Below are 24,176 nucleotides of genomic sequence, written 5' to 3' on the forward strand. Positions count from 1 at the left end.
GTGTCGACGTGATGTCTGTTACTGATTCGAACGAACCGAACTCGGCGTTACGACCCCTCGGACAGCAACGAGCCCGGGACAGCGATGCTGTCCCGGGCTCGTGAACGCTTGCGCGTGACTCGGTCTTACTTGACCGAAACCTTGGCGCCGGCCTCTTCGAGCTTGGCCTTGGCAGCCTCGGCGGCCTCCTTGTCGACCTTCTCCAGCAGAGCCTTCGGAGCGCTCTCGACGAGGTCCTTGGCTTCCTTCAGGCCCAGGCCCGAGACGACCTCGCGGACGACCTTGATGACCTGGATCTTCTTGTCGCCGGCACCCTCGAGGATGACGTCGAACTCGTCCTGCTCGGCAGCAGCCTCGGCGCCACCGGCAGCCGGCGCACCGGCAGCGGCGACGGCGACGGGAGCAGCCGCGGTGACCTCGAAGACCTCTTCGAACTTCTTCACGAAATCGCTGAGCTCCAGCAGGGTCAGTTCCTTGAACTGATCGATGAGCTCGTCAGCGGTGAGCTTCGCCATGATCGGCGTCCTTCCTGTATGTCCCCGTACGGGGCTTGGTGTTCATCCCCGTACGGTTCGGGGATTGCGGTGGTGCGGCGGGCGACCTATTCGGTCTCGCCGGCTTCGTTCTTCTTCTCCTGCAGGGCCGCGGCCAGGCGCGCCACCTGCGAAGCCGGCTGGTTGAACAGACCGGCAGCCTTTGCCAAGTTGCCCTTCATGGCACCGGCGAGCTTGGCCAGCAAGACCTCACGGGTCTCAAGGTCGGCGATCTGCTCGATCTCGGCAATGGACAGCGCGCGGCCGTCCATGTACCCGCCCTTGATGACCAGCGCCTTGTTGTCCTTGGCGAAAGTCTTGATCGCCTTCGCGGCCACGACCGGCTCACCCTCGATGAAGGCGATGGCGGTCGGACCGGTGAACAGCTCGTCGAGCCCTTCCACGCCCGCCTCAGCAGCGGCACGCTTCACCAGGGTGTTCTTGGCGACGGAGTAGGTTGCACCCTCACCGAGGGAACGTCGCAGCGTGCTGATCTGGGTGACGGACAGGCCACGGTATTCCGTGACAACCGTCGCCGTGGAGCTCTTGAACTGCTCCGCGATCTCCGCAACTGCGGCGACCTTTTCGGACTTGGCCATACTTCGCCTCCTCTCCTCGTCACTATGAGTTGGTCGAGTCCAACAAGAGAGCGACGGGCAACGGGAGGCGATCGAGGGCGGAGATGACAAACGCCCCGGCACACAGGCACGGGGCGTGACCGCACACACTGTTCGTGTGGGGCGACATTCCTCGTTCATCCTGCGTGGGCCGGCGACCTCGTCGCGCCTTCGTCCGGGAAATCCCGACGACCAACGGTCTCTGGTTGAACCGATACGACACACGGGTGTGCATCACATCGACGACTAGGCTACGCGGACGTGGACGAACAATCCAAATCGCCGGACCGGCACGACCCGAACGGCCGCGCAGCGGCCGCCGCGAGCGCCGTCTACGACCGGCATCTGCAACGCGCGTTCTGGCTGCCGGGGACACGCGCCGCGGCCGTGGCATGGCCGATCGGACGAATGCAGGCGCAGTTCGGATCCTGGCACTACTGGTGGCACGCGCACCTCGTGGACCTCCTCGTCGACGCCGCGATCCACCGAGTGGGAGCGGACCGTTCCTTCGACCCCGACGTCGCCGACGACGTCAACCGGCTGCTGCGCGGCATCCGAATCCGCAACGGCGGCCGCTGGACCAACAACTATTACGACGACATGGCCTGGCTCGGCCTCGCCATCGAACGCGCCGACCGTCACCTTCACCTCGACCACGCGGGCGGACTCCGCACCCTCGCCGGCCAGATGCTCGACGCGTGGGTGCCCGACGACGGCGGCGGAATCCCGTGGCGCAAGGCCGATCAGTTCTTCAACGCGCCGGCCAACGGTCCGGCCGCGATCCTGCTGGCGCGCACGGGTCACGTCGAGCGCGCGGTGGCGATGTGCGACTGGATGGACGCCAACCTCATCGATCCCGACACCCATCTGGTCATCGACGGACTCAAGAAGCTTCCCGACGGTTCGCTGAAGCCCGAGACCGGCACCTACACCTACTGTCAGGGCGTCGTCCTGGGCGCCGAGCTGGAGGCGTTGCGTGCGACCGGAGATCGTCGGCACCTCGACCGTCTGACCCGGCTCCTCGGCGCCGTCGAACGCCACTCCTGCACCGACGGGGTGATCAACGGAGGCGGCGGCGGGGACGGCGGGCTCTTCCACGGCGTGCTGGCCCGTTACCTGGCACTCGTCGCCACCGACCTGCCCGACGTCGACGGTTCGGATGACCTGCGAGAGCGCGCCGCCCGGATCGTCACCCGCAGCGCCGACGCCGCATGGGCCAACCGCCGCGAGGTCGCCGGCCACGCGGTGTTCTCCAGCGACTGGCGCCGGCAAGCGGTGATCCCGACCGGCAACGGGGCAAAAGCCCAGTTCGTCGAGGGTGCGGTCAATCCGTCGGAGATCCCGGAGCGAGACCTGTCGGTCCAGCTGTCGGCGTGGATGGTGCTCGAGGCGGCCGCCGCCATCGACCTTGGTTTACCCGAATGTGACCAGGAACACACTCGCCCATGACCAAAAGACGCCACCTCGTTAGCCATCCGATATCGACGCTGAGTTATCCTTCAGCAAATGCGTGAAGTGACCTGGACCACACTGTAATCCGCAGCCAGCGGACGGGCCGGGAAGCAAGCGACCGACACGACGGGGTGTCGGTGTCCACCCGGCCGTCTCGATCCGTGCAACAACCCGCGGGTGCGTCACCTCATCCCAGGCAGGGTGATGCACCATGACGTACCAGCTGGATCCCACACGGTCGCGCGCACGTGTCGTTCCGTCGACGCGCACCCGCACCACCGGTGCGCCGCATTTCGGCACCCTCCCCCTCGGCGATCCCACCGGCGGCGCCGACGGCATCCGCTGGCGCGAGCAGGTCGACGGCAAGCAGCTCTACCCTCGGGTCGTCATCGACCGCGACGTCTCCATCACCATGAGTGACGGGGTGGTCCTGCGCGCCACGGTCATCCGGCCCGCCAACCGGTTCGGTCAGACGGTCCTCACGCCGTACCCCGCGGTCATCAACATCAACCCGTACAACCGCGCGGCCATCGACTTCATCGACCAGACCCTCCACGCGCCGGTGCTCGGGAAGGCGTTGCACACCGCCTCCCGCTCCATCGACGGGACCGGAACGGCCCTCGAGGGCCTCACGACGCTGACGCAGACGCTGTCGGGTGGCGTCTTCGACGTCTTCGGCATCAACCGCAACCTGGTGCGCAGCGGGTATGTGCAGGTTGTCGTCGACGTCCGCGGTACCGGTGCGAGCCTCGGCAAATGGCAGATCCTCGGTCCTCGCGAGCAACAGGACTCGGTGGAGGTCATCGACTGGGTGACCGGGCAGGAGTGGTGCGACGGGACCGTCGGGATGGCGGGCTGGTCGTACTCCGCCATCAACTCGCTGCAGGCCGCCGACAAGCGGCCCGCCGCACTCAAGGCCGTGTTCGCCGTCGAGGGGTGCGACGACCTGGTGCGCGACATCTACATCACCGGCGGCATGCCGTCGGCCTTCATCCCGGTGTGGCTGTCCGCGGTCAACATGCTCAAGTGGGTTCCCAACCCCGCCAACGTGATCCGCGACCTCGTGCGCGGTGACGCGGTGCGCTGGGCGATCGATCGGGTGAAGTCCCCGGCCACCGAGATCCCCTCGCTGCTGTGGGGATTCCTCACCGCACGCGATCCCCGCATCTTCGACGACCCGTACTTCGATGACCGCGACCCGATCGTCGACCGCATCGAGGCGCCGACCTTCACCGTCGGAGCCTGGCATGATCTGTTCGGCCGCAGCGCAACCGGGGTGTACGAACGTCTGCAGATGGAGCCGGGCCGCAAACAGATGATCGTCGGCGACGGCTATCACCTCGACGTCGGGTCGGGCTACGGCGGGCAGTTCGCGCCGCCACGCCTCGACGTCCTCGAACGCGCGTGGTTCGACCGCTGGCTCAAGGGACACCGCAACGGGATCGAGTACTACGGGCCGGTCACGATGCTGCAGCAGGGTGGCGCATGGACCGCGGGGCAGAGCTTCCCCCGTCCCGGGGTGGCCCCGACCCGGCTCTACCTGACCGGCGAACCGTCGTCGACCGCGGATCACTGCGTCCACGACGGTTCACTGAGCACCGCTCCCGCACAGTCTGTGTCGTCCCTGCACGTGCGCCCGGACAGCCGGGGCCTCCGCTCCCGCGACATGACCCAGGTGACCGCGGGCGCGACGCTCGCCCTCGGCGCCGACTTCGCCCGGGATGCGCGATACCAGGAGCGTGGCGCATTGTCGTTCACCACGGAGCCGGTCGGCGAGGCCACCCCGATCAGCGGCGCGATGAACCTCCGGCTCAACGTCGCGACGACCGCACACGAGGCCATTTGGGCGGTGACCGTCAACGATGTCGCTCCCGACGGCACGTCGGTCGTATTGACCAACGGTGCGTTGTCGGCGTCGAATCGCGCTCTGGACCAGTCGAAGTCGACCTACGCCGACGACGGCAGCCTGCTCTCGGCGCACCACTACCTGTCCCGCAAGCGCAAGCTGCCCGTACCCGCCGACGAAGCGATCCGCATCGACGTCGACCTCGTCCCCACCGATGCGGTCCTCCAGCCGGGCCATCGTCTCCGGGTCGATGTCTACGCCGCGAGCCTGCCGCGTTACCTGACCCTGGTACCCGATCTCATCAAGGCACGCGGGCGTCGCCATCAGCGTCTGGTCCTCGACCCCGACCACCCGAGCCACCTGACGCTGCTGGCCGGCGACGGGCTGCGCTGAGGGCATTCGCCGGACAAGCCGAGGGGCGGCCCAACTGGCATAGTGGCTGCCATGCACACGGATCGCGCCGATCGGGGACCGACGTGAGACTCGGCATGCTGTATTCGTTGTCAGGCGCCCAGGCGGAGATGGAGCAGTCGATCCTGGACGGGGCGATGCTCGCGGTCCACCAGATCAACTCGCGCGGTGGCGTTCTGGGCTCGGACGTCCAGGTCGCGATCTATGACGACCACTCCGAGGTGTCGTCGACCGCCCGCGGGGTGGATCATCTGTGCACCACCGAGAACGTCGACGCCATCGTCGGTGGGTACACCTCGGCGGCACGCCTGGCGCTGACCCCGGCCATCCATGCGAACGCCTCGCTGTTGATGTATCCCACCTACTTCGAGGGCGAAGAGACCGACTCGCGCATCTTCTACTGCGGTGCCGCACCCAACCAGTACGTCGCCGACTATCTCGCGTGGATCGCCGGCACTCTCGGCCGGCGCGTATACATCGCCGGCTCGGACTACATCTATCCGCGGGTTCTGGCCGAAGCCATCCGCCGACTCGCCGGGAGCCTCGGGATCGAGATCGTCGGCGACCGCTATGCACCCCTCGGAGAGACCAGGTTCGAATCGATCATCGACGACATCGGACGCGTGCGACCCGACGTGGTGGTCTGCAATCTCGTCGGCGCCGACTCGACGACGGCCTTCTACACCCAGTACCACCTCGGCGGATTGACCGCGGACACGATGCCGATCGCGGCGACCGTCACCACCGAGCTGGACCTGGCCCACATGCCGACCGCGGTCAGCGACGGTCACTACATGGTCGCGACCTACTTCGCCGAGCTGTCGTCGCCGGTGAACGACACGTTCCGGCGCGAGCTGGCCGACGTGCGGGGCCAGCGCTGGAGTCACGCCGCCCAGGTCGGGGCCTTCAACGCGGTGCACGCGCTCGCGCTGGCCGCCGAGCAGGCCCGATCGCTCGACGTCGACGCCCTGTCCCGCGCCCTGATCGGCATCCGATTCGAGGAGAATCCCGAAGGCGCGCCGTTCTTCTTCCGCGCCAACCACTACAGCTCGCACCCGTCCTATGTCGGTCGTGCCGCGGGTGGCAGGTACGAGGTCATCGCCGACTTCGCCGCACGCCAGCCCGATCCGTGGTGGTCAGGGAGTCGGCCGCCGGCTCCGGTCCCCCCGTCCGCGGGACGTCTCGCCGACGCATAGGGCCAGGTAGTAGTCGGTGCGATCGACCATCGACTGCAAGCCACGTCCGGTCAGCTTCTCGATGCGCGACAGCCGATATCGCAGTGTGTTGATGTGGATGCCCAGTTCGTTGGCCGTCGCGCCGGAGTGGCAGTCGAGCGCGAAGAACGTGCTGAGGGTCGACACGTAGCTCGTGTCCTTCTCCCTGTCGTAGGCGAGGACGGGATCGAGCAGCGAACGGCGCAGCTCCGCCGACCGTTCCGGGTCACCGGCCAGCAATGTCGCGGCGAGCGGCACCGGAAGCGCGATCGTGGCCGGCGACTCGTCGTCGGCGCGGGAGTTCCGCTCGGCCATCTGTCGCGCGTTGATGAGCCCCCTGGTCAGGTCGTCGCTGCTCCGGATGACGTAGGAGCTGCCGCCGACGGCGAGCTCGGCGTGCCGGGCGACGAAGACGTCGGTGAACACCTGCAGATGTGCGTCGAAGTCGCGTCCCGCCGGTGGCACCGAGTCTTTCTCCGTGCCGGTCTTGATCAGCGCGTAGGCCACCGAGTCATGTGCTGCTGCAACGGTTGCCAACCCGGCGCAGGCACCCAGGTCGTGCAGGGCGTCGACGACCCGCGCCGACGAGGTGTCGCTGTGCGGACCGATGACCACCGCCACCGAGTGGACGCGATCGCCCGGCCCGTAGCCGAAGGACCCCACCCACGAATCCATCGCCGACGATGGGATCCGCGCCTCGATCAGCTCGCGGACGAGGCCCCCCTCCAACGGTCTGCGCATCGCCCGGTTCACCCGCAGCAGGTGCGCATCGGCGTCGATGTCGTTCGCGAGTTTGCGGACCCGAGTCGATTCGAATGGTCGGCGGCGCGGGTTCGAGAGGACCAGCGCCGCACCAGACCTCGGCAGGGTGATGTGCAGGGCCGCCGCGGTTCCACCGATCGCATGCAGGACGGCGGGGGTCAACGCGGTGGTCTTCCTCAGCAGATCGGTATCGACGGTCGCCGACGATGCGGTGAGGACCGCGCCGTCGAGGAGCACCGCCCCGCTGATGCCCGACGCGCGGTGAAACGCTCCGAGGGACGCCAGAATCGAGGCCACCGGACCGGATTCGCCGACGGTGTCGTCGACGACGGCATGCGGCGTGACGACCACCTCGACGTCACGGAACGTCTTGGTCCTGGGGAGCATGTAGATCGGCACACCGTGACTCACGCAGGCCGACACGAACTCGGCGGAAAGGTTGTCGTCGTCGGTGTCCACCACCACGGCGGCCGCTGCGCGCTGCCGCAGGGTCGCCGCGAACACCTCCGGCGCGCCCGCAGCGGGCCATCCCGTCGACCCCATGTGCACGATGTCGCCCGCGCCGACGTCCGCGGGCTCGATCCGACCGGCCTCGCAGGTGCCGGACACCTCGACGTGTCGCGTCCGCCCGGCGGCCCCCGGCGTGACCGACAGCAGACCCACGCCGATGACGACGTCGCCCACGGTCGCCATCCCATCGCCTCCTCGCCGCCATCGGTGTTCGTCGATTATCGGCGCTCGCAGTCGTTCTCACCACCCGACCGGGCACCATCGTCGTTGTTTCCGTTGTGTGACATCACGTTTCCGGTCCATGTCGGACACATCCGCGTTACGCGCCGAGTACGACGGTTTGTGCAGGTCGCGTGCTCGCGGCCGGTCGGCCGCGTGCGTCCGTCCAGCCCTGCGCGCCGCACCACTGGCTGGTGAGCCAATTGTTCGACGGCGCCGCGCCGGGTTTCGTGATGAGCGTCCCGAGACCGCTGAGCCACGAGGAAGTACCCATGACGAAAGCCATCAACCGGACCGACAAGGTCCGCACCGCCGTCGACATCGGTGGGACGTTCACCGACGTCTTCATCCAGCAGTCCGACGGCACGATCGTCACGGCCAAGTATCCGACCCAGAGCAATCCCATCGAGGGCGTGCTGGCCGGTATGGAGCAGGCCGGCGTCGCGTGGGAGGATGTCGAATTCTTCTCGCACGGAACGACGATCGCGACCAACGCGCTCATCACGAGGAAGTTCCCGAAGGTCGCGCTGGTGACGACCGAGGGGTTCCGGGACGTGATCGAGATCCGGCGCGGCGACCGTGAGTCCTGGGACCCGTACCAGGAGGTCGCCCCGCCGGTGGTCCCGCGTCGTCACCGCCTGACCGTTCCCGAACGGATCGGTTACGACGGCACCGTCCTCGAGCCGCTCGACGAGGGCTCCGCGCGCGAGGTCGCCCGCATCCTGCGCCGACGCGAGATCGAGACCGTGGCAGTCTGTTTCGTCAACTCCTTCACCAACCCCGCCCACGAGAACCGGATGGCCGAGATCCTCGCCGAGGAACTGCCGGGTGTGTCGATCACCACCTCGAGCGATGTGCTGCCGGAGATCTTCGAGTACGAGCGGTTCTCGACGACGGTCGCCAACGCCGCCCTGGTCCCGATCATCGGCCCCTACGCCCGGACGCTCGAGGGCCGGCTCGCCGAAGCCGGATACGACAACGACGTCCTACTGCTCCATTCGGGCGGCGGGGTCATGACCCCGACCATGGCCGAGAAATACGGCGCCCGCCTGGCCGCCTCCGGCATCGCGGCGGGAGCCATCGCGAGTCGACACATCGCCCGCACGTGCGGGTTCGAGAACTCGATCGGGTTCGACATGGGCGGGACCTCCACCGACGTGTCGCTCACCGACAACGGCGTGCTGGCAACGACCAACATGTGGAGCGTCGCGTTCGGCCACCCGATCTGCTTCCCCAGCATCGAAGTGCTGACCATCGGCGCGGGAGGCGGTTCGATCGCCTGGCTCGACGACGCCGGTTCGCTGCGCAACGGTCCACAATCCGCGGGGTCCGACCCCGGGCCGGCCTGCTACGGCGCGTCCGGGGATCTCGCCACCAACACCGATGCCAACCTGATCCTGGGCACCGTCGGCAAGAAGCTGGCCGGCGGTGTGAAGGAGCTCGACGAGTCGATGGCGCGGGCCGCCCTGGAGAAGATCTCGGCACCACTGGGTCTCGACGTCGAGACGGCGGCCCAGTCGATCATCAAGGTCGCCAACGCCAACATGGCCGACGCGATCCGCCTGATCTCCATCCGCAAGGGCCACGACCCGCGGGACTTCGCGCTGGTCGGTTTCGGCGGAGCCGGACCCCTGCACGCCGCCTATCTCGCCAAGGACCTGGGCATCCCGACCGTCATCATCCCGCCGCACCCGGGAGTCACCTCGGCGATGGGTTGCATGCTGGTCGACATCCAGCACGACATCACCCGGATGTATCTCGCCGACGCCGCGGGCGCCGACCTCGACCACCTCACCGCCACCTTCGCCGAACTGCAGGAGGAGGGACGGGAGCGTCTGACGGCCGAGCACGTCGATCCCGACGACATGCTCTTCGAGTACTACCTCGACATGCGCTACGAGGGACAGTGGCGGGCGATCGCGGTGCCGGTCTCGATGCCGCTGACAAACCTGGACGAGGTCGTCGCGACCTTCCACGCGACACATCTCAAGGAGCACAACTTCGCGGCGGAGGACACCGGCGTCGAGATCTACCGGATCTCGTTGCGCGCCATCGGACTCACGCCGCGGATGGACGCGGCCCCCGCCGACCTGGTCGATCCAGAGACCTTCACCCCGGAACCCCTCGAGGTGCGGGACGTGCTGTTCCCCGACGAGGTCGCACGACTGGCCACGCCGGTCTATGACCGAGCCGGCCTGCCGCCCGGAGCCGTACTCACCGGGCCGTGCATCGTCGACCAGCTCGATTCGACGACCGTCGTCCCGCCGCGGACCTCCGCGCGGGTCGATGAGTGGGGCAACCTCCTGCTCACCGCCGCCGAGTGATCTCCCATCGACTCTGACAGAACAGGAAAACCACACCATGGCAACAACACTCGACCCGGTCACCTTCGAGGTGCTGAAGAACGCCTTCATCAACACCGTCGACCAGATGGCCGAACAGATCCTGCGCACCTGCTACTCGTTCGTCATCTACTCGCGGGACTTCTCCTCGGCCCTCTGCGACACCGAGGGCAACACGGTCATGCAGGGCACCGGCGACATCGCCGCCCACGTCGGAACCCTGCACTACACCGCCAAGGCGGTCATCCGGCAGTTCGAAGGCGACATCCATCCCGGCGATGTCTTCGTGATCAACGACGTCTACGAGGGCGGAAGCCATTTCAACGACACCCGAATCATCCGGCCCATCTATTACCAAGGTGAACTCCTCGGCTACGCCCAGGCCAACGGCCACTGGGCCGACGTCGGCGGTGCCACTCCCGGATCGTTCAACGTCAAAGCACTCGATCACATGGGTGAGGGACTGCGGATCCCGCCGACGAGGTTGTGGAGCAAGGACCTGTTCCTCGAGGACGTGGCCTATCTCATCGCGAAGAACACCCGCAACCCGCGCGACATCATCGGCGACATGCAGGCACAGGCCGAGGCGACCCGCGTGGCCGAGCGCGAGATCCAGCGTCTGTGCGACAAGTACGGCGTCGAGACCATCAAGACCGCGATGGCCGAGGTGCAGGACTACGTCGAGGATCTCACCCGCGCCAAGATCGCCGAGCTCCCGGACGGGGTCTGGTACACCGAGGACTACATCGACCAGGACCCGGCGCGCGGCGAAGGCCTCATCCCGATCAAGACACGGATGACGATCTCCGGGGACACCGTCCACTACGACCTCAGCGAGTCGCACGCGTCGATCTCGTCGATGCTCAACGCCGGATTCGGCGGGTCGTTCGCCGGCATCGTCGCCGGTACCAAGATGCAATTCCCGGACATCCCACTGAATTCCGGGTTCTACCGCGTCGTGACGGCGGACCTCGGGCCGCTCGGGTCGGTGGTCAATGCCGACTGGCCGTCACCGTGTGCCGGCTTCTGCTCGGGCCCGTTCGAGAAGATCATGAGTTCGGTCTTCGAGATCTGGTCGGACATCCAGCCCGAGCGCGCGATGGCCTGCACGTTCAACCTGGAGTACCTCCTGGTGGGCGGTCGCGATCAACGCGGAGAAGGCAATCCGAATTTCATGTGGTACGACTGGATGATGGGCGGCTGGGGCGCCCGCAACGGCGCCGACGGTTACAACGCGTCCGCAGCCGTCTTCGGAGTCCAGTACGGCACACAGCCTTTCGAGGGACAGGAACGGCTGGCCCCGGTTCTGACGTCGTGCCACGACCTGGTGCCCGACTCCGGCGGCCCCGGTAAGTTCCGGGGCGGACTCGGCGCCGAGAAGGGCGGAAAGCTGTGGGCCAGCGACAACACCGTCATGTCCTACTGCTGCGATCGCGAACGGTCGGTCACCTGGGGACTGTGGGGCGGCCTGCCGTCGATCCCCCATGGCGTCTGGCTCAACAAGGGCACCGACGACGAGCAATACCTCGGCTCGATCTTCGCCGCGGTCCCCATCAAGTCCGGAGACGAGTTCACCCGCCCATCGGCCGGTGGCGGCGGCCTCGGCGACCCGCTCCAGCGTGACGTCGACGCGGTGCTGGAGGACGTCATCGACGGTTACGTCTCGATCGCCCGCGCGGAGAAGGACTACGGCGTGGTCATCAAGGAGGTCGATCCCGAGATCTTCGCCTACGAAGTCGATCTCGAAGCCACCATTGGTGCGCGCGAGTACATCCGCAGCAATCGGCATGCATGGATCGAGCGTGACCCGGAGGCGGTCTCCGGAGAATATCGCTCCGGTCTGATCAACGAGATGGACTGCGTCCGCCAGTACGGCGTGATCCTGGACTGGGGCAGCGGTGCGGTGCTCACCAACACGACGTCCCAGTTCCGGCAGATGTTGCAGCGGCGCACCGTCATCCACTGGACCGATGACCCCGCCGTCGATTTCGTCCCGGGCACGCTGACGGTGTCGGAGCCGGCAACCGTCTGACATCCCCCCGCTCCGGGGACCGATTCGTACGACACCCAGCGGCGGGTGGTGGCATCGACGCCATCCACCCGCCGCTGGCTTCGCATCTGACCACCACTCGAACACCTAGGAAAGCAATGACTCTCGATATTTCATCCTCCAGGGCGGGCGGGGTTCCGCCCCTGGACGTCACCTACACCGACGATCCCCAGGTCCTGGCTCGTGCCGCCGCCGAGGACTACTCCATGCACATCGTGCCCAACTCGTGGCGAACGTCGCGTTCGTCGGTGTCGATGGCCTGGTTCGGCCTGATGAGCGCGATGTTCTTCGTGGTCGTCGGCGCCACCGTCTCCCTCTCCGTGGGCGCCACCGACGCCCTCATCGGCATCGGACTCTCGGTGGTGGCCTACGGTGCCATCAACTCCGTCGCCGCCAAGTTCGCCAACCAGACCGGGACCAGCGTCTCGCTGTTCTCCCGCGTCGTGTTCGGTCGCGCCGGATCCGCTTTCGCCGCAGCCCTGTTCGGGATCACCATCGCTTACTACGTGGTGGCGGAGGGTGCGATCGTCGCATCGGCCCTGCACGCCTACTTCGGTGGTCTCCCGATCGCGTTCTGGGCGTTCGTGGTCGTCGCATACCAGGCGCCCCTGGCGTGGCGCGGCGTCGCCACCTGGCTCGACCGGCTCAACGGGGTCCTGCTGCCGCTCTACGTCATCGGACTGGTCGGTTCCGTGGTGTGGGCGATCGCCGAATACGGTTACAGCAACGACTGGCTCACCTATGAGCCGGAAGCCGCAGCCGATCTCGGGGTGCCCGGCTGGTGGTATGCCTTCGTCATCTACATGGGCGTCTGGGTCGTCACCATGATGGCCTGGGACTACGCCCGATTCGGCCGCCCGCAGGATGCCGGCTTCAATGCCCGCGTGTCCTTCGGCACCCCGTTCTATGTCGTCACGCTCCTGGTCAACGCGGCTGTCGGGATGTTCCTCGCCCAGACCATCACCATCGCCGGACCTCTCTCGGAGGAGTCGGCGATCCTCGGGATCGTCGGCATGATGGGGATCTGGGGTCTGCTGTGGGTCGTCGTCAGCCAGACTCGGGTCAACAGCGGCAATTTCTACCTGGCGTCCACCAATTTCCAGAACTTCTTCGCCCGGACCGTCAAGTTCTCGATGCCCAGGACCTTCTGGGTAGGTGTCGTCGCGGTGATCGTCTACCTGATGATGCTGACCAACGTGCTGTCCTGGATCACCACTTCCCTGCAGTACCAGGGTGTCCTCATCGTGGGGTGGGTCGCCATCGCGCTGACGCACATCGGCTGGATGCGTCTGCGCAGGATCCCGGCCGATTCGCTGGAGTTCCGTCCGGGTCGAGTCCCGACGGTGAACCCAGCAGGCGTGGGCGCGTGGGCGGTCGCGTCCGTGATCGGCATCGCACTCGTCCTGTTCGGCGGCACCTTCGGCGCCGTCTGGGCGTCACCCATCGCGTTCGTCGTGGCCGGTCTCATCTATGCGGTGGCTCTGGCGTTCCGCCGCGAGGGCTGGTTCACCATGGTGCGTCCGCACGATCCCCGCGACGAGGTCGACGACATGTGGGAGGCACGCATCCGGTGCCATCGCTGCGAGGACAGCTACATCGCCTACGAGATGGACCGCGACCCGTCCGCGGGTCACGCGCCGATCTGTCTGGCCTGCGCATCCGACGATCTCGAGTTCCAGCGAGCCGCCGACCGGGAGGCGACGACGCGTTAGGACTCGCGCACATCCATCACTGGTCGACAGGTCCACCGCCGTACCTGGACTGGTCCCCAGGAGTTGGACTGGTAATTCGGGAGGTTACGCCACGAGGGTCTGAGTCCGGTATTGCACCGGGCTTAGACCCTCGAGGCGTTCGGAGGTGCGGTTGTAGTTGTACCAATGGATGTAGTCATGCAGGGCGGCCTCGAGGGCTTGAGTGTCGAGGTAGGTGACGTGGTGGAAGCATTCCTCCTTCAGGTGTCCGAAGAACGCTTCCATCACGGCATTGTCGTAGCAGTTCCCTTTACGTGACATCGATTGCTGCGCACCGGCTTCGGCGAGTAAACGTCCCCAAGTTTTGTGCTGGTATTGGAAACCTTGATCGGAGTGCACCAACGGGCGCTGGCCGGGTTCGAGGGTGGCAAGTGCGGCCCGCAAAGACGAGTGGGTCAGATCTAGATTCGGCGATCGACTGATCGAGTAGGCAATGATCTCGCGGTTGTACAGGTCCAAGATCGGTGACAAGTACAGCCTGTTCTCGCCGATATGGAACTCGGTCACGTCGGTGACCCACTTCTGGTTGGGCGCCTCGGCGGTGAAGTCGCGGTTGAGTAGGTTGTCGGCGATGACCCCGGTCTGGCCCTGGTACGACACGTAACGACGCCGGCGGACCTGACAGGCCAGACCGAGCTGACGCATCAGCGCCAGCACGGTCTTCTTCGCGATCTGCTCGCCACTGTTGACCAACTCGCGGTGTACTCGCCGGTGGCCGTACCGGCCCTTGTTGGCGTGAAAGATCTCGCTGATCGCGGCCTTGGTCTGTTCCCATGGGTCGGGGCGGGCGAGTCGGGCCTGGTGGTAGAAGAACGTCGAGCGTGCCAGCCCAGCCGCGGCGAGCAGATCGCCCAGTCGATGTTCTGCCTTGAGGGAGACGACGGCGTGAACCTTCAGGACCGTCGGTGCTGCTGCCTCAAGGCCTGCAATTTTCCCAAGTATGCGTTCTCCGCCCGCAACCGCTCGTTGTCCCGACGTAACTGTTCCAGCTCGCTGAGCTCTTCGACCGGCTGGGTGCGAGGGCGGCCACGCGGCTTGGGTTTGAGCCCATCGACGCCGTCACGACGGTAGATTCGCGCCCACGCTTTGAGCTGTTGAGGGGAGGACAGGCCGGCCTCTTGACTGAGCGTGAGCGCGTTCTCGCCGGCCAGGAAACGCTGCACCAGAGCGACTTTGAACTCGAATGAGTACGTGCCCTGGACTCGCTTCTCCACCAATGCACCCCTGCCATGAATTCGCCAACGCTGATACAGCGTCTTCACCGCATCGCGTGACGCGCCTACCTTCCTAGCGACCCAGCGATCAGCGAAACCTTCCTCGAAAAAGGCTACCGCCCGCTCACGCTGCTCCACCGACAACGAACTACGTGGATGCATACAACTCTCCCCGGGTAGTCGAAACTGATTTTCAGTCCAACTCCCGGGGAGCAGTCCATACCCGGGGGTGGACCTGTCGATCGGCGGTGGATCTGCCGGTCAGCCGACTCCGGAGTCCGACAGCACGACGCGATACACGAACGCGGCTTCGGGCCCCAGTACGAGCCCGACGAGTTCGATGAGCGTCAGCACGAATCCGCGTCCGTGCGCCGGACCGGTCGTGCCGTCCAGGTGGTGGGCGAGCTCGTGGAGCACCACCAGTTCGCGCAGCGCCCAGCGCCCCTCGGCCGCGGACGGGATGGCGATCTCGGCGCCGACCGGCACGCCGTCGGATCTGCGAACCCGGGCGGCGTAGTGCGCGGACCGCTGGCCGCGCCGCTCGCGGACCGAGACCGGTTGAGCCGCACGCTCGAAGCTCGACCGCACCCCGGGTAGCTCGAGCACCCTGCGCACGTAGTCGTCGACGGCGTCGATCGAGGCGAACCGAACCTCGGCGGGGAGAGTCACCTCGGTGCCGGCGAGCTGCACCGTCCGCGACGACGACACGTTGTCGAACAGACGGTGCACGAGGTGTTCGGCCTCGTAGAATCTTGCGCGCCCGGCGTCTCGTTCAGTCACGGCATCGCCCATGATGAGGACGGAACCCGGAGCCGATGGGAGAGTTCATGCGCCGTCCCGATCTCGATGCAGTTCGCGAGCGCGTGATGCGACTGCCCGGCGCCTCCTTGGTGCTCCGCATCGTCATCGACATCGCCCGGGGGAACCTCACCGACCGATCGATGACGCTGGCAGCGCAGGCCTTCACCTCGATCCTCCCGATCGTGATCCTCGTGCTCACCCTGCCGGGCACCGACGTCGTCGACGACGCGCTCACCGAACTCGGTATCCCCGCCAGCAGTCTCGACGCGCCCACGATCGACGACCCGACATCGGCCACGACCTTCGGCATCATCGGTGCGCTGATGACCATCGCCGGCGCCACCTCCCTGTCCCGTGCCCTCGGCCGAATGTATGTGTCGATCTGGGACGTCGCCAAACTGCCGTGGCGCAGTTTCTGGCGGTGGGTCGTCGTCGTCTTCCTCATTCCCGCGGCGGTGACCGTGCAGGGCCTGTCCACCGGACTGCAGGCCACCTCGATCTTCGGCGTGCATGTCGGCGACCACGGCGTCCTGGGGATCGTGCTGGTCGCCGCCGTGACCCTGCTGATCTGGTCGGCCACGTTCACGTTCATCCCCCGGCTCCTGGTGTCGTCGCAGGTGCCGATGAAGCTGCTCGTCCTCAACGGACTCGGCACCGGCCTCCTCATCACCGTGCTGCTCGCCGGTAGCCGCGTCGCGCTGCCGACATTGGCCGCGGGCACGATCCGCAGTTACGGCACCCTCGGCATCGTCTTCGTCGCGATCAGCTGGCTGTTCGTGTTCGCACTGATCCTGGTGGTCACCGCCATCGTCGTGCACGCCGCGGCGACCGACGAGGGGCGCGTCGGCCGATGGGTGCGGCGGTGGGCGGGCACCCCGACACCGTTCGTCCCGCAACCGTCGGTGGCGTGGTACGACCGGCCCGGCGCGAGGCCCGCGGAGGACTCCGCCGCCGGCGTCGAGCCCTAACCCTCGAGCGCGCCGCGGGCGCCGCCGAATTCCCGGTCGGCACCGATCTTCGCCCGTCGTCCCGCGTGGTCGCCGGCCCGGCGCGCGGCCTCCGAGTATCCCGCGGACGCGCTCGACGGACGCCAGGTGCCGCGCGCGCTCGATTCCGTCCGATAGAAGTCGGTCACCTCGATCTCCTTGTTGCGCAACGCGACCGCCGTCGAACGAGTCGACTCGCCGGAGTCGCGTTCGGCGGCGATGGCCTCGGCACGGGCTGCATCGCGGGCCTCGGTGAGACGCTTGCCGATGCGTTCGGCGAACGCCGACTGGAAGTTCAGGCGCGCCGTGATCGGCGACAGCGGTTTCTCCTCGATCACCCGCCGGGCACGCCACCCGCTCCCCCGGGTGACGACCCGCGCGAACGTCTCGCCCTTGTACGCCCCCGATCGCAGGTACGCGTCGCTGGCAGCGACCATCTGCACGATCAAAGACGTGTAGAGGGCTTCGCAGGCGTCGATGTCGGCTTCGTAGCCGTAGGCGAGGACGAAGGTCGAGTTGCTCGCCACGTCGACGGTCACGTCGTTGGCAGCGGTGATGGCCACGAGGAGTTGCACGTAGGTGCGCAGTCCACGCTTGCCCGGTTCGCCGATGGCGATCTGCCGACTGATGGGGGTGACCTTCTTGCGCGCCGCGGGATCATGGGCGCGGGCCACGGCCAGGTCGATCGACGATGCGGTCGCGAGCCGCTGGGCGGCCTGCATGAAGGTCTCGGCCTCGTGCTCGTTGTCGGTGTTCTCCGCCTGACGCAGAAGGGCCGAGATCCGGGTGAGCAGCTTGTCGTCGCGCATGTGTTTCAGACTATCCAGCGGCCCGTTCGGTTCCCTCTGAGCGCGAATTGCCTCGAGACGACGTCTCGACGACGCGCAAGAGCAGGGCGCAGGCGGCGATCAGGACCCCGGCCCACAGCCCGGCGACACCCCAGTGTCGTTCGGCGAATCCACCGCACACCGCGCCGAGCACGAACACCGGCCACATCCAGAACACCGCCACCCATGCCCACGGCCGATCGGTGCCCAGTGACGCGACCAGTTCGTGTGCCGACCTCACCAGGGTGCCGGTGACGTAGGTCAGTCCGCCCTGCACTGTCGACGTGTGCGACAGCGCCGAGTTGATCGCACCGGTGGCCACCGCGACGACGACCATCCCGGCGGTCGGCGACGCGGTGAGCGCGACGACGGTGCCGGCGAGAAGCGCGCCGGTCACCGCCCCGAGAATCCACACCGGAGCGTGGTTCCCGCCCCAGCGGCTGATCGCCGCACCCCCGGCAGCACCACTGAAGAACGCGACCACGAGTCCGGCGACGAGAGCGATGGTCGACCACCGGCCCGCCGCGGCCGAGGCACCCATGATGGTGGAGTTGCCCGACATGAAGGCGACGAAGCTGCCCTTGAGCACGAAGAACGCGATGGCGTCGATCAAGCCGGCCACGAACAGCAGCGCGGCCGCGATCGCGATGTCCGGGTGTGCGCTGCTCAGAAACCTGTCGAGTCGGGCCGCCATGAGCACGAATCTAACGCCTGCATGTCCGGCGGCAGGCGCACGTCGACCGCGACGTCGTCAGCCGCTGGTCGCGCTCAGCGCTTCTCGCAGGCGATGCCGTCCTTGTCGCGATCGGACTCGGAGTTCGCGTTGTACAGGTCGTCGTCGACGGTGAAGGTGGTGACCGGGGTACCCGACGTGGAGTCGACGGCGCCCGTCTGGCCGACACCGTGCGGATAGTCGGCGTTGAGTTCTGAGCAGTTGGCGTAATCGGTTGCCGCCGAGGCGGGCGCCGCCACCATCAGCGGAGCGACCGTCATGGACGCCGCGGCCAGGAATCCGAGAACCATCTTTCGCGAGCAACGCATCGTGCTTGACCTTCTTCTGTGTGTCCCCCGACACCTCATCGTGACGAGGTGACATTACGGGGTCCGGTCGATGAAAGACGCGCTCGACGCGAAGATTGGTCCGGCCGACGGACACGCCGAGCGAACAAGGTCCACGGTCGCGGGGGCCGCCGCCTCTGTTGCATGACAACGTGTGTTGATAAAGTCCGCCCAGGCCACACATCGACCAGCGGGGGAACGATGATCAGGAACGACGTCGAGTTCGATTCGGACGGCACGACGTGCCGAGCATGGTGGTACCGGCCCGAGGGAGCCACACCGGCCCCGGTCATCGTGATGGCACACGGCCTCGGCGGGGTCCGGCAGATGCGGCTCGATGCCTTCGCCGAACGGTTCACCGAAGCCGGATACTCCTGTCTGGTCTTCGATTACCGCCACTTCGGGGACAGCGACGGCGAACCGCGCCAGCTCCTGTCCATTCGCCGTCAGCTCGATGACTGGGCCGCGGCGATCGCCTTCGCACGAACTCTCGCCGGCGTCGACACCTCACGAATAGTGCTGTGGGGCACCTCCTTCGGCGGCGGACACGTGCTCGTCGCCGGCAAACGCGACGGCCGGGTGGCAGCGGTGATCTCCCAGTGCCCATTCACCAGCGGACCTGCGTCGACCGCGGCCCTGGGCGTGGTGTCCGGGGCGAAGGTGACCGTTCGGGCACTCGCGGATCTGGCCGGATCCGCACTGCGCAGGCCGCCGGTCATGGTCGGCCTGGCCGGCGAACCGGGATCGGCGGCGCTGATGACCGCACCGGACGCGGTGTCGGGATATCTCCCACTGGTTCCCGACGGTCTCGAACTGCCCAACGAGGTGGCCGCGCGGGTCGGACTGACCATTCCGTTGCACTCACCCGGCCGGGCATTGAAAGATCTCGACTGCCCGACCCTGCTGTGCGTGTGCGACGGGGACACGGTGGCACCGGCACGCTCGACGATCGCCTACGCGCGGCGCGCACCCGGAGCCCGGGTCATCCGATACCCGGTCGGGCACTTCGACATCTACATCGGCGAGGACTTCGAGAAGGTCGTCGCCGACCAGCTGCAGTTCCTGCGCACCACCGTGCCGGCCTGACCCCGACTACAGCCCGAACCGGGCCTGCATCCCCCGCAGCGTCTCCGCCGACGCGAGCAGACCGGCTCGCTCCGCATCCGAGAGCGGGACGTCGAGCCGGGTCTGGGCGCCGCCGCGGTCGACGACGGTCGGCAGCGAGAGACACACTCCGTCGAGTCCTTCGATCCCGTCGGTCCGCGTCGACACCGGCAGCACCCGGTGCTCGTTGTTCAGGATCGCCTCGACGATGCGCGTCGACGCCAGACCGATCGCATAGTTCGTGGCCCCCTTGCCCTCGATGATGGTGTAGGCGGCATGCACGACCTCGTGGTGGATGCGTTCGCGTGCAACCACATCCAGCGCCGGACGACCGGGCAGCGGGGTCCACGACGTCAGCGGCACCCCACCGATCGTCGCCGAGCTCCACAGCGGGATCTCGGTGTCGCCGTGCTCGCCGGCGATGTAGGAGTGCACGCTCTGCACCGCGACACCGCAATGCTGCGCGATGAGGAAACGCAGCCGGGACGAGTCGAGCACGGTGCCCGAGCCGAAGATCCGGCTGGGCGACAACCCGCTGATCTGCTGGGCGGCGTAGGTGACGACGTCGACCGGATTGGTGACCATCACGTAGATCGCATTCGGGGCCACCTCGAGCACCCCCGGGAGGATGGCGCGCGTCAGACCGATTGTGGCCTCGGCCAATTCGAGACGCGACTGACCCGGCTTCTGCTTCGCACCGGCGGTGAAGACGACGACGTCGGCGTCCGCGCACACCGACACGTCGTCGGAGCCGATGATGTCGGCACGCGGGACGAACTCGAGCCCGTGGGACATGTCGAGCACCTCGGCGGTCACCTTCGCGGCGTTGATGTCGAGGAGCGCGATGGTCCGTGCAACACCCCGGATGAGCGAGGAGTAGGCGATCGCGGTGCCCACCGCACCCGCCCCGATGATGGCCAGCTTCGTGTCTCGTACGTCCATCGGTTCACCGTTTCCGCGTCGGGTTCATCGATCGTCGGCATCCAGCGTAGGTCCTCGCACGGCCGCTGTCCGGGGACGCACGCCGACCGCCCACCGATCCGCTGGACGGTGTTGATAGCGTGTGCGGCGAGAACGGTCACACCCGCACACGTGGGTGTCAGGGAATCCGGTGCGAATCCGGGACTGGCGCGCAGCGGTATGGGGGACGGAACCGGCACACAGCCACTGGGGCGACCCGGGAAGGCGCCGGCTCCGGACGAACCCGAGTCCGAATACCGGCCGCTCTCGCTCGAGTCCACCGTGTATCTCGCGCACAGATACCCAGACCGTAAGGCAGTACAGTCCGTGTCCCGTCGTATCGACGGCACGACCGAGATCGCCACCGCCCCGCCGGTACGGCGACTCCCGTCGACGCCGCTAGCCGCAGTTCTGCTCGTCCTCACGCTCCTCAGCATCGCCCTGGCCACCGCGTTCGGCGCCGAGACCATCCCCGTCGGCGACGTCTGGCACACCGTCGCCGGACGCCTGACCGGCGCCGAGACCGATTCCGCGCACGCGGTGATCATCTGGGATCTCCGGCTGCCGCGGTCCGTCCTGGCCGCGCTCGTCGGCGCCGGACTCGCACTGGCCGGCGCTCTCATGCAGGCCCTGGTCCGCAACCCCCTCGCCGAGCCGTACCTGCTCGGCGTGTCCGCCGGCGCGGCGGTCGGGGCCACCGCCGTCATGACCCTCGGCGTGCTGGGCGGCCTCGGGGTGTGGGCACTCTCCGGCGGCGCGCTCCTCGGCGCGCTCGCGGCCACCGTCACGGTGTACCTCGTCGCCCGCGCCCAGGGCGGGTTGACCGCGCTGCGACTCATCCTGTCCGGCGTCGTGTTGTCCTCGGCGTTCATGGCGTTGTCGTCGCTCCTCGTGTTCACCGCCGCGGATCCCCACGCCGCCGACAACGTGATGTTCTGGATGCTCGGCAGCGTCGCCGGCGCCACCTGGGCGAAGGTGCAGATCGCCGGGGTGGTCGTGCTGGTCACCATCGTGGCGATGCTCGCCATCCACTCCTGGCTCGACGCCTACGCGGCCGGCACCGACACCGCGACGTCGCTGGGTGTACCGGTACGCGCGATGCGCAACGCGCTCTTCGGGATCCAGGGCGTCCTGGTGGGCGTGCTCGTCGCGGTGGCGGGTGGGATCGGCTTCGTCGGTCTGATCGTCCCGCACGCCGCCCGGCTGCTCGTCGGCGCCACCCACCGCGCGATGCTGCCGGTGGCGGTATGCGGCGGCGCGCTGTTCCTGGTGTGGGTCGACGTCATCTCGCGGGTCGCGGCCGCGCCTCGGGAGATGCCCCTGGGCATCGTCACCGGGTTGATCGGCGCGCCGATCTTCCTGTTCCTCATGGGTCGACGCCAGTATGTGTTCGGCGGCGGCTCATGACCAATCCACCACCGATCCGCTCGATGGCGTTGCGCGCGAACGCACTCGCGTGTCGACGGGGCGGCCGCGTCGTCCTGCGCGATGTCGATCTCGACGTCCCGGCGGGCACCCGACTGGCCATCGTCGGCCCCAACGGTTCCGGCAAGACCACCCTGTTGCGCACGCTGTGTGGGCTCGAACGTCCCGTCGCCGGCACCATCGACGTGGGTGGCGAGGACCTGCATCGACTCCCGTCGCGGCAGCGGGCCCGCTCGATAGCGGTGGTGGGCCAGGAGGAACAGCCCTCGGCCGAACTGACGGTCGCGGAGGCGGTCGGCCTGGGCCGGACCCCGTACCGGTCGGCCTGGTCCACCGGGGACGCCGACGACTCGACGGTGGTCGGCGCGGTGCTCGCGCAGGTCGGCCTCGACGGCTGGGGCGCCCGCTCGTGCACCCACCTGTCCGGTGGCGAGCGGCATCGCGTCGTCCTCGCCCGTGCACTCGCACAGCAGACGCCGATCCTGGTGCTCGACGAACCCACCAATCATCTGGACGCGGCCTGGCGCCTGCGGCTGATGGAGATCCTCGACGAACTCGACGCCACCGTGCTGGCAGCGATGCACGACCTCGACCTCGTCCTGCGGCACTTCGATTGTGTCGCAGTGGTGTCCGACGGCGGCGTGGTCGCCCAGGGCCGACCCGTCGACGTGCTGACGCCGGATCTGCTGGCGGCCGTCTTCGAGGTGTCCGGGACCGTTGTCACCCACCCGGCGACGGGCCTGCCACACCTCCTGCTGAACTCCCCCAACACTTCTGCTCCCCGAGCTCTGACGACAGACACCCTGTGAGAGGACATCCCTTGAGTACGCGCACCTCCCGAGTCCACCCGACCGCCGCCGTCCTGGTCGCCGCACTGACCCTGGGCGCGGTTGCCGCATGCTCGACCGACAGCACCGCGGCCACCGAAAACACTGTGACGGTGGCCAATTGTGGAGCCGACGTCGATTTCCCCCAGCCGCTCGACCGGCTGTTCGTCAACGACGGTGGCATGATCGCGATCGCCCTGGCGGCGGGCGCCCGCGACAACATGGTGGCGGTCAGTGCGCTCGCCCGCGACAAAGATGTTCTCCGGCTCGAGTACGGACCTCAGGTGGACACCCTGAACGAGGTCGCGGCCGAGCGTCCCACGCTCGAGAACATCGTCGCCGCGAAGCCCCAGGTGCTCTATGCCGGATACAACTACGGCATGAGCGAGTCCCGCGGGATCACGCCGGAGATCCTCGCATCCCACGGCATCGACGTCTACCAGCTGTCCGAGGCGTGCCGGCAGGTCGAGGGTGAGGCGCAGCGCGGCACCATGGACCCGTGGGTCGCGCTCGACACCGACCTGCGCAACATCGGAACCATCACCGGCAACCCGGACCAGGGCGCCGCCGCGGCCGACGAGGTCGCCGACCGCCTCGAGAAGCTCCGCGCCGCACCGCAACCCGCCGACAAGCCCACGGTCTTCGTCTTCGACAGCGTCTCCGACACCATCTTCTCCTCCGGGTCCTACGGCGGCCCGCAGGGCATCATCGACGCCGCGGGCGCCCGCAATGCGACCGAGGACATCGACGACACGTGGACCGCCGTCAGCTGGGAACGGCTCACCACCGCGGACCCCGACGTCATCGTGTTCGTGGACTACCCCGGTCAGACGGTCGAGGAGAAGATCGCCGCGCTGCGGTCCAACCCGGCCAGCCGCAATCTCAAGGCGGTACGCGAGAACCGATTCGTGAACCTGCCGTACGCAATGTGGGTGTCGAGCCCGCTGAACATCGACGCCGCCGAGATCATGCGCAATGTCCTCGAGAACCACGGCCTCGCACCGGAATCCGGAATCACCCCGAGCCTCGACGTCGCGCAGCTGGACCTCGGGGGCAACAACTGGCTGCAGTGAGTCGCCGAACGCCCGTAGAGCACGCGGGCGGCGGCGATTGTCGTGCCGCCGCCCCTGGGGGATCCAGTGCGCCCACCGTCGATGTTCGCAACACCTGACTGCATTCAGGCCCCTACCATGAGGCACCGACAACTCTTGGCCGACGAATACCGTTGCACAACAGAGCTTTAGAGGTTGCGATGTAGCCGTGTCG

Annotated in this window: 21 protein-coding genes and 1 riboswitch; of the genes, 11 read left to right on the top strand and 10 right to left on the bottom strand. The window is 67.4% G+C overall.

Features of this window, described 5'->3' with window-relative positions:
* Positions 1 to 125: 125 nt before the first annotated feature.
* Positions 126 to 515, bottom strand: a complete 390-nt coding sequence (gene rplL / locus AB4Z55_RS22215) for a 50S ribosomal protein L7/L12 (RefSeq protein ID WP_004019500.1) — start codon at positions 513 to 515, stop codon at positions 126 to 128.
* 86 nt (positions 516 to 601) lie between these two features.
* Positions 602 to 1,132 carry a 50S ribosomal protein L10 gene (gene rplJ / locus AB4Z55_RS22220; protein WP_004019499.1) on the bottom strand — a complete coding sequence of 177 codons (531 nt, stop codon included), beginning with the start codon at positions 1,130 to 1,132 and terminating at the stop codon, positions 602 to 604.
* Positions 1,133 to 1,411: 279 nt separating this feature from the next.
* On the opposite strand from rplJ, the gene AB4Z55_RS22225 reads away from it, so the two are divergent.
* The 3 genes from AB4Z55_RS22225 to AB4Z55_RS22235 all read left to right on the top strand — a co-directional run bounded on the left by AB4Z55_RS22225 (position 1,412) and on the right by AB4Z55_RS22235 (position 6,055).
* Entirely contained in the window at positions 1,412 to 2,599 is a 1,188-nt protein-coding gene (locus AB4Z55_RS22225) for a glycoside hydrolase family 76 protein (protein WP_354560506.1), read from the top strand.
* A 214-nt stretch (positions 2,600 to 2,813) separates the two neighbouring features.
* Positions 2,814 to 4,841, top strand: coding sequence for a CocE/NonD family hydrolase (locus AB4Z55_RS22230; protein ID WP_033206350.1), 2,028 nt, complete (start codon positions 2,814 to 2,816; stop codon positions 4,839 to 4,841).
* A 95-nt stretch (positions 4,842 to 4,936) separates the two neighbouring features.
* Positions 4,937 to 6,055, top strand: coding sequence for a transporter substrate-binding protein (locus AB4Z55_RS22235; protein WP_239399886.1), 1,119 nt, complete (start codon positions 4,937 to 4,939; stop codon positions 6,053 to 6,055).
* On the opposite strand, the gene AB4Z55_RS22240 is transcribed toward AB4Z55_RS22235, so the two are convergent.
* On the bottom strand, positions 5,996 to 7,528 hold the full coding sequence (locus AB4Z55_RS22240; protein ID WP_369520563.1) for a PucR family transcriptional regulator: 1,533 nt from the start codon (positions 7,526 to 7,528) through the stop codon (positions 5,996 to 5,998). The two genes, AB4Z55_RS22235 and AB4Z55_RS22240, sit on opposite strands and share 60 nt — an antisense overlap.
* Before the next feature lie 308 nt (positions 7,529 to 7,836).
* On the opposite strand from AB4Z55_RS22240, the gene AB4Z55_RS22245 reads away from it, so the two are divergent.
* The 3 genes from AB4Z55_RS22245 to AB4Z55_RS22255 all read left to right on the top strand — a co-directional run bounded on the left by AB4Z55_RS22245 (position 7,837) and on the right by AB4Z55_RS22255 (position 13,668).
* Positions 7,837 to 9,888, top strand: coding sequence for a hydantoinase/oxoprolinase family protein (locus AB4Z55_RS22245; RefSeq protein ID WP_369520564.1), 2,052 nt, complete (start codon positions 7,837 to 7,839; stop codon positions 9,886 to 9,888).
* A 37-nt stretch (positions 9,889 to 9,925) separates the two neighbouring features.
* Complete coding sequence (locus tag AB4Z55_RS22250; RefSeq protein ID WP_239399892.1) at positions 9,926 to 11,938, top strand: hydantoinase B/oxoprolinase family protein; 2,013 nt, start codon at positions 9,926 to 9,928, stop codon at positions 11,936 to 11,938.
* A gap of 116 nt (positions 11,939 to 12,054) precedes the next feature.
* A complete protein-coding gene (locus AB4Z55_RS22255) occupies positions 12,055 to 13,668 on the top strand; it encodes a cytosine permease (RefSeq protein ID WP_004021723.1) in 1,614 nt (537 codons plus the stop codon).
* Between the two features lie 84 nt (positions 13,669 to 13,752).
* Here the strand turns inward: AB4Z55_RS22255 and AB4Z55_RS22260 are convergent, their stop codons facing one another.
* The 3 genes from AB4Z55_RS22260 to AB4Z55_RS22270 form a co-directional block, all read right to left on the bottom strand.
* Positions 13,753 to 14,649 (bottom strand): IS3 family transposase, encoded by an 897-nt coding sequence (locus AB4Z55_RS22260; protein WP_369521038.1) that lies wholly within the window; start codon positions 14,647 to 14,649, stop codon positions 13,753 to 13,755.
* Positions 14,601 to 15,083: a helix-turn-helix domain-containing protein gene (locus AB4Z55_RS22265; RefSeq protein ID WP_239402528.1), complete on the bottom strand. Its 483-nt coding sequence runs from the start codon at positions 15,081 to 15,083 to the stop codon at positions 14,601 to 14,603. Before AB4Z55_RS22265 ends, AB4Z55_RS22260 begins: the two co-directional genes overlap by 49 nt.
* A 99-nt stretch (positions 15,084 to 15,182) precedes the next feature.
* On the bottom strand, positions 15,183 to 15,701 hold the full coding sequence (locus AB4Z55_RS22270; protein ID WP_369520565.1) for a TIGR04338 family metallohydrolase: 519 nt from the start codon (positions 15,699 to 15,701) through the stop codon (positions 15,183 to 15,185).
* 47 nt (positions 15,702 to 15,748) lie between these two features.
* On the opposite strand from AB4Z55_RS22270, the gene AB4Z55_RS22275 reads away from it, so the two are divergent.
* Entirely contained in the window at positions 15,749 to 16,690 is a 942-nt protein-coding gene (locus tag AB4Z55_RS22275) for a hypothetical protein (protein ID WP_354560513.1), read from the top strand.
* On the opposite strand, the gene AB4Z55_RS22280 is transcribed toward AB4Z55_RS22275, so the two are convergent.
* The 3 genes from AB4Z55_RS22280 to AB4Z55_RS22290 all read right to left on the bottom strand — a co-directional run bounded on the left by AB4Z55_RS22280 (position 16,687) and on the right by AB4Z55_RS22290 (position 18,576).
* On the bottom strand, positions 16,687 to 17,517 hold the full coding sequence (locus tag AB4Z55_RS22280) for a DUF2786 domain-containing protein (protein ID WP_369520566.1): 831 nt from the start codon (positions 17,515 to 17,517) through the stop codon (positions 16,687 to 16,689). The two genes, AB4Z55_RS22275 and AB4Z55_RS22280, sit on opposite strands and share 4 nt — an antisense overlap.
* 10 nt (positions 17,518 to 17,527) lie before the next feature.
* Complete coding sequence (locus tag AB4Z55_RS22285) at positions 17,528 to 18,229, bottom strand: DUF1275 family protein (RefSeq protein WP_354560515.1); 702 nt, start codon at positions 18,227 to 18,229, stop codon at positions 17,528 to 17,530.
* 74 nt (positions 18,230 to 18,303) lie between these two features.
* A complete protein-coding gene (locus AB4Z55_RS22290) occupies positions 18,304 to 18,576 on the bottom strand; it encodes an excalibur calcium-binding domain-containing protein (RefSeq protein ID WP_369520567.1) in 273 nt (90 codons plus the stop codon).
* A gap of 219 nt (positions 18,577 to 18,795) precedes the next feature.
* On the opposite strand from AB4Z55_RS22290, the gene AB4Z55_RS22295 reads away from it, so the two are divergent.
* Positions 18,796 to 19,680, top strand: coding sequence for an alpha/beta fold hydrolase (locus tag AB4Z55_RS22295; protein WP_354560518.1), 885 nt, complete (start codon positions 18,796 to 18,798; stop codon positions 19,678 to 19,680).
* Between the two features lie 6 nt (positions 19,681 to 19,686).
* Here the strand turns inward: AB4Z55_RS22295 and AB4Z55_RS22300 are convergent, their stop codons facing one another.
* On the bottom strand, positions 19,687 to 20,640 hold the full coding sequence (locus tag AB4Z55_RS22300) for an L-lactate dehydrogenase (RefSeq protein ID WP_101820155.1): 954 nt from the start codon (positions 20,638 to 20,640) through the stop codon (positions 19,687 to 19,689).
* Between the two features lie 116 nt (positions 20,641 to 20,756).
* A riboswitch (cobalamin riboswitch) is annotated at positions 20,757 to 20,939 on the top strand.
* 46 nt (positions 20,940 to 20,985) lie between these two features.
* On the opposite strand from AB4Z55_RS22300, the gene AB4Z55_RS22305 reads away from it, so the two are divergent.
* From AB4Z55_RS22305 to AB4Z55_RS22315, 3 genes are read left to right on the top strand one after another with little or no spacing between them, the layout of a single operon-like run.
* Positions 20,986 to 22,065: an iron ABC transporter permease gene (locus AB4Z55_RS22305; protein ID WP_354560520.1), complete on the top strand. Its 1,080-nt coding sequence runs from the start codon at positions 20,986 to 20,988 to the stop codon at positions 22,063 to 22,065.
* The gene (locus tag AB4Z55_RS22310) at positions 22,062 to 22,892 is read left to right on the top strand and encodes an ABC transporter ATP-binding protein (protein ID WP_369520568.1); all 831 of its coding nucleotides are present in this window, start codon (positions 22,062 to 22,064) and stop codon (positions 22,890 to 22,892) included. The genes AB4Z55_RS22305 and AB4Z55_RS22310 overlap by 4 nt, the downstream gene beginning before the upstream one ends.
* Positions 22,893 to 22,903: 11 nt before the next feature.
* On the top strand, positions 22,904 to 23,983 hold the full coding sequence (locus AB4Z55_RS22315) for an ABC transporter substrate-binding protein (RefSeq protein ID WP_369520569.1): 1,080 nt from the start codon (positions 22,904 to 22,906) through the stop codon (positions 23,981 to 23,983).
* Positions 23,984 to 24,176: the final 193 nt, after the last annotated feature.

It is taken from the genome of Gordonia sp. ABKF26 (assembly GCF_041103195.1).
Taxonomy (GTDB): Bacteria; Actinomycetota; Actinomycetes; order Mycobacteriales; family Mycobacteriaceae; genus Gordonia; species Gordonia terrae.